Origin of the sequence: Paludibacterium sp., assembly GCF_019232825.1 — a bacterium.
GTDB lineage: Bacteria > Pseudomonadota > Gammaproteobacteria > Burkholderiales > Chromobacteriaceae > Paludibacterium.
Window position 1 is genome coordinate 1 of the sequence record NZ_JAFAND010000130.1, and the last position, 5,405, is coordinate 5,405.

At 59.4% G+C, this 5,405-nt stretch carries 7 protein-coding genes and 1 pseudogene; 4 read left to right on the top strand and 4 right to left on the bottom strand.

Translation table 11 applies throughout. The annotated features are described in order from the left end of the window. Positions 1 to 362 precede the first annotated feature (362 nt). Both JOZ06_RS16720 and JOZ06_RS16725 read right to left on the bottom strand, forming a co-directional pair. Positions 363 to 839: an SRPBCC family protein gene (locus tag JOZ06_RS16720; protein WP_293234474.1), complete on the bottom strand. Its 477-nt coding sequence runs from the start codon at positions 837 to 839 to the stop codon at positions 363 to 365. Continuing rightward, a complete protein-coding gene (locus tag JOZ06_RS16725; RefSeq protein WP_293234475.1) occupies positions 832 to 1,200 on the bottom strand; it encodes a metalloregulator ArsR/SmtB family transcription factor in 369 nt (122 codons plus the stop codon). Before JOZ06_RS16725 ends, JOZ06_RS16720 begins: the two co-directional genes overlap by 8 nt. Before the next feature lie 244 nt (positions 1,201 to 1,444). Here JOZ06_RS16725 and JOZ06_RS16730 point away from each other — a divergent pair, with 244 nt between their 5' ends. Then, a complete protein-coding gene (locus JOZ06_RS16730; protein ID WP_293234476.1) occupies positions 1,445 to 1,831 on the top strand; it encodes a hypothetical protein in 387 nt (128 codons plus the stop codon). Positions 1,832 to 2,216: 385 nt separating this feature from the next. Beyond that, positions 2,217 to 2,939 carry a hypothetical protein gene (locus JOZ06_RS16735; RefSeq protein WP_293234477.1) on the top strand — a complete coding sequence of 241 codons (723 nt, stop codon included), beginning with the start codon at positions 2,217 to 2,219 and terminating at the stop codon, positions 2,937 to 2,939. 33 nt (positions 2,940 to 2,972) lie between these two features. Here the strand turns inward: JOZ06_RS16735 and JOZ06_RS16740 are convergent, their stop codons facing one another. Next, entirely contained in the window at positions 2,973 to 3,683 is a 711-nt protein-coding gene (locus JOZ06_RS16740) for an SDR family NAD(P)-dependent oxidoreductase (RefSeq protein ID WP_293234478.1), read from the bottom strand. Between the two features lie 134 nt (positions 3,684 to 3,817). On the opposite strand from JOZ06_RS16740, the gene JOZ06_RS16745 reads away from it, so the two are divergent. Both JOZ06_RS16745 and JOZ06_RS16750 read left to right on the top strand, forming a co-directional pair. Next, complete coding sequence (locus JOZ06_RS16745) at positions 3,818 to 4,732, top strand: LysR family transcriptional regulator (protein ID WP_293234479.1); 915 nt, start codon at positions 3,818 to 3,820, stop codon at positions 4,730 to 4,732. Positions 4,733 to 4,819: 87 nt separating this feature from the next. Beyond that, on the top strand, positions 4,820 to 5,074 hold the full coding sequence (locus JOZ06_RS16750; RefSeq protein ID WP_293234480.1) for an AbrB/MazE/SpoVT family DNA-binding domain-containing protein: 255 nt from the start codon (positions 4,820 to 4,822) through the stop codon (positions 5,072 to 5,074). Positions 5,075 to 5,198: 124 nt separating this feature from the next. Here the strand turns inward: JOZ06_RS16750 and JOZ06_RS16755 are convergent. Then, positions 5,199 to 5,405 (bottom strand): annotated as a pseudogene (locus JOZ06_RS16755) (galactose mutarotase); the annotation flags it as partial.

Genomic DNA, 5,405 nt, shown 5'->3' on the forward strand with positions numbered 1-5,405 from the left:
TCGACGATCAGACGGCAAACGTCCGGGTTGCGGCGCAGCTCGCGCGGCGCGCACAACACGGAGATCAGGGAAAGTAACTGCTCTTGGCGGAAGTGCTGGTTTGAAGGGAACGACGGAACTGCTTTAGTATTGACGACAGCCATGCTAACTCTCCTGGTTAAGGGTAGATGAGTTGGTTTGGTCAGCGGGTCTGGGGTGTTTGCGTCACCCCTGGCCCGCGCCTCGAAAACGGCTTGATGCCGCGCCAATTACCTTATCCAGCAAAGACAAAAACGACAAGATAGCGTGGCTGTCAGGAAAATCTGAAATTCAAAGCCCCCCGGTCACGCCGAGTAGCCGCTGCCCACCAAACCGGCCTTGCGTTACTGATTGCCGCAGTGGACGTTCTGCGTGCGGTCTGGCTCCTGCAGTGCAATGGCGCCGGTCTCCAGCAGGGACTTGAGGTTGGAGAGGACCTTCGGCCAGCCGCCGGACACCGCCTCGATGAGTCGAGAGGGTTCGCGCTCGATGGTGTGGGTAATGGAGAGCTTAACCGCCGTGCCGCTCTGCTCCAGCGCCATCGTGCACAGCGAGTCGCCTTCGGCCTGAAGTTCCGGATTGTTCTGGTGCTGCCAGCAGATCACCAAGCGCCGCAGCGGTTCGGCTTCGACAATCTCGCCGGCGTCGAAGACATGACCATCGCTGGCCACCATCTTCCACGGCGAGCCTGCCGTCCACTGGCTTTCGCAGTGCATGCCGAACCAATACTGTTTCATGAACGCCGCGTCGGTCAGCGCCGACCACAGCTTTTCCGGCGTCGTGCGGATATAGGTGACGTAAACGAATTGCGACTTAGCCATTTTTATCTCCTTCCAGACGATGTTTGAGCGCGTGAAGCGCTTGCAAGTGCGGCTGTTCGAACTTGGCAATCCAGCGCTCGTAGATTTCCTGCAGCGGCACAGGGTTGAGGAAATGCAGTTTTTCGCGGCCGCGCCGCACCGTGGCGACCAGGTTTGCCGCCTCCAGCAAGGCGAGATGTTGCGTTACGCCTTGCCGCGTCATATCCAAGTGTTCGCACAAGTCGTTGAGGCTGCGACCGTCGTGGGCGTACAGCAAGTCCAGCAGCTTACGCCGGCTAGGATCGGCGAGGGCTTTGAACAGCAAGTCGGTATCGTCGGGACGCTCGGGCATGGGCAACAACACGCAAGTAATCTCTTGCATAGATATAGGCAAGCAAATGGTTGCCTGTCAAGCATTCATTTCGGACCGCCGCACGCCCCACTCGACCGCCTACGGGGCCCGCCTCCGTGGTGAAATTCACTGAAGGTGGCGGGTTGTCGCTACGCGCCGAACCCGCCCTACAAACCCAAGTTGCCACCCGGCCAGATAGATAAAGCGATAGAAAAAAGGGCCCAGCCCTCTCCCTCTGGTAGAATCGGCGCACCCTTCACCACAGAACATCCCTATGGCCGGCAAGAAACCCACGGCGCCAAGTAAGGCAGCACGACAAGGCGAGATCGCGCGCTGGCAGCGGAGTGAAACCGCCTGCCGCACGCTGATGGACACGTTGTTTCAATGGCAGCGCGACCAGGCGGAAACGCTGGCCGAGCGTACGCAGCAATACCTGTCGATGACCGCGATCCACTACCGCAAGATCCGTCACGGCAAGGTGCTCAGCGCCGGCGATTTCAACCTATGCGTCGAGGTGTGTCAGCACGCGCTGCGCGCCTTGCAAGCGCAAGACCCGAGCATGGCTTTCACCGATGACGCGAAGGGCGAAGCCTTGCGTCAGGCGCGGCAGTTGGCCGAGGGCGTGTTGGAAGAGTATCGCAAGCTCAAAAGCGGCAAATAGGCGGCTCAACGCCCGCTTCAGGCGTAGCGTGCGTCAATTGGGGGAAGCGCCCACACTTTGCGGGCGCTATGTCTCAGTCGTCATGTCGGGTGATGTAGCAATAGCAGAAAGCAAATACAACAATCATGGCAAAGACACCGATCGGTGCAAGGCTCATGTCATAGTCCTTAGGCAATCTCTAGCTAACTCGAATTGTAGATGACGGCCGGCAAGGCGCCGCGTTCTCCTTGGATCTAGATCAACATTCTTGGAAAGATTCATTCAAGGGAGCGCTGCGCTTTCATCGGGGGCCACTCCCTTTATTTCATCTTTTCAAATATTATATTTGAGTGTTTTTGTCTAAACTATTTCAACAATTGCATAACCATAACCAACCAGGCAGAAGATGAATTACAAAAACATTTTGATGGCGATGGCCACCGTCGCGTGCGTTGCAGCCCACGCCGATAGCTTTCCTCAGCCTCACTTCTCGGAGGGAGACACCTGGACCTATCAAATCTCGGAGCAGAAGGGGCAAAACCTGAACCAGTATCAGCTTCAGCTCAAAGTCTCTCGCACGACAGCGACAAGCATTTATCTGCTGAGCACGTTCATCGACAGCCCGCGCGGCCCACAAAATAGCATCGTCGACATCGATTGGGCGCGGATACGCGATGTCAATGGCAAGGAAACCGTCGTCAGCCGCCCGTTCTCCTTCCCGTTGCAGGTGGGTAAATCCTGGCAGATATCATTTACCGAGAACAACCCCAACCCTACCTACAAACAGGAAAGTTGGACTCAACACTACACTGCCACCGACATAGAAACGATTCAGGTACCGGCCGGCAAGTTCTCCGCCATCAAGATCGAGGGAGAGGGCGACTGGGAGGCCGAGGTGAATCCAACGCACGCCGTGACGCAAGGCGCCATCGGGCTGCCCAATAGCGCCACGCTCGCGACCCATGTGCAGAACACCCAGGCCAAAACCGTGACAGGCCGGACCTATAAGGCTTTTTGGTATGCCCCCACAGTTAAGCGCTGGGTGAAATCCGTCGAAGAATACTATGACACCGACGGCAAGCTTTCTTCCCGTTACACCAATGAGCTGACGTCGTTTTCGGTGAATTAGCCGGCATGGGGCGGCACGGCCATCGACGGTCAATCACCAAGGGACCGTGCGCCCCTGATAATCGACGTACACCAGCCCCGGCGTGCCCAGGCGCGCCAGCAGCACATTCACCAAGCTCGGCACGCTTTCCTCGATACTGAGCCGGCCCTCCGGCCCGCCTAATTCGGTGCGCACCCAGCCTGGCGCCATCAGCACCATGGCGCGCGCCGATCCGGCCTGGCGAGCGGCGAAACTGCGCATGAACATGTTCAGCGCAGCCTTGCTGCCACGGTATACCTCGCGTTGACCGGTCTCGTTGTTGCTAACGCTGCCCTGCCCCGACGACATCACCCCGATCATCCCATCCGCGGCGACGTACTGTGCCAGGCGCTCGACCACGCGCATGGGGCTCAACGCGTTGGTCAGCATCACGTGCATGAAATCCTCGGTCGACACCTCGCCGATGGTCTGCGTCGGGTCGCGGTTGGTCGTGCCGGCGTTGACGAACAAGATGTCGAATATCCGGCCCGTTAACCGTTGCGCCAACGCGGCGAGCTGATCCGGTTCGCAAATATCCAGCACCTCGATCTCGACGCGGCCCGGGTGGGCCTCGGCCAAATCATGCAATAGCGTGCGGGTTGCGCCGCCGCGTACCGTGCCCACGACGTTCCAGCCTTTTTGCAAAAATTCGGCCGCCATCGCATGGCCCAAGCCGCGCGAGGCGCCGATCAACAGAATGGTGCGTTTCATCGATGCGGTAGACATAAGACAGTGTCCTTAAGCCATGTGAACGACGCCGATCGTGACACACGTCACCAACAGGCGCAAGACGCACAAAACTCAACCGTTAGTTGCGTTTAACGCCCTATATAATCAAGGAAATGGGGTATGCTGAAGCAATGGATAACGTCGATCTCAATCTGCTCGTGGCGCTCGACGTGCTGCTGGCCGAAGCCAGCGTCACCACGGCCGCGCGCCGTCTCGGCCTGAGCACGTCCGCCATGAGCCGCACGCTGACGCGGCTGCGTACGGCAACCGGCGACCCGCTGTTGGTGCGCGCCGGACGCCGGCTGGTGCCGACCCCTTACGCGCTGACATTGCGCGACCACGTACACACGTTGTCGCGGGATGTGCACGCGGTCTTGCGGCCGCGCACCGATCGCCTCGACCTCGCCACGCTCACGCGGACGTTTACCCTGCGCGCCAACGAGGCGTTTATCGCCTTCTTTTCCGTGCCGCTGATGACCGCGGTCGCCGAGGCCGCGCCGGGCGTCTGCCTGCGCTTTGCGCCCAAGCCGAACAAGGACGCCGCGCCGATACGGGAAGGATTGATCGATCTGGAAATCGGCGTGGCCGAGACCTCGGCGCCGGAGATGCGCGTGCAAGCGCTGTTTGACGATAGGCTGGTCGGCGTGGCGCGCGAGGGGCACCCGCTGTTAGGCAATGTCACGCCCGAGCGCTACGCGGCCTGCCAGCACGTGGCGGCATCGCCCAAAGGCGATACCTTCGGCCCCGTCGACCAAGCCTTGGCCTTGTTGGGATTAAAACGGCAAATACGGATCGTGGTGCCGGGTTTTCCCGACGCGATGCGGATCGCGCGCCATTCGGACCTGATCGCGCAGGTGCCGCGCTCTTGTCTGGGCAACGCCCTGGCCGGCGACCAGGCCGGGCAACTAGGGCTGCAAAGCTTTGAGCTGCCGGTTGAGACGCCCTCCTTCACCATCGCCGCCATGTGGCATCCGCGCATGGATGCCGACCCAGCCCATCGCTGGTTGCGCCAGCTCGTCGGCGCGTTATGCCGTGCGGCCTACTGACCGTCATCATTCGTCAAAAAAGTTTTACACCAGCAAAATATCCTACAGGTTCATTCCCCGATTTTGTACGCGTAGGAGGTACTAATCATGGCTAGGGCAACGCTTTGCCGCTCAGACGGGTCACTTATCATCACCATTCCAAGCTTGTATGCAGAACAAAATCATCTTTCCGCCGGGGATTATGTGGCGGTCATCATCGAAGACACCCGGATGACCGTAGAGCCTAAGTGTCGCATCCGTAAGCGATACGACATTGAAGCACTCCTAGCGGAAACACCCGAGGAGTTTCTACGGCTTCCCGAATGGGAAGACATGCCGCTAACCGGTAAAGAGACCGGGTAATAGTTGATCCTGGCGATATCAATGGATGCCTTCCATTATTGCTGGGTACGCCAGCTCATCGGCACGTTATGCCGTGCGGCCTACCCCGCCTCGCCGGGATGTTGATAGCACACCAGGCTCGCCGTTAGGGCCACAGGCTCAGCGCATAGCGCGTGATTTGCCGGAACACCTGCCCGGGCCGCAAGATCACCGCCTCTTTGTCCGGACCGTTGATCTGGTTCGGAAACGCCTGCGCCTCAAGACAAAACCCGTCGTGCTTGCGATAGGGGTCGGGCTTCCGCCCCTGGACGCCATCGAGAAAATTGCCGCTGTAGAATTGCAGCCCCGGCGC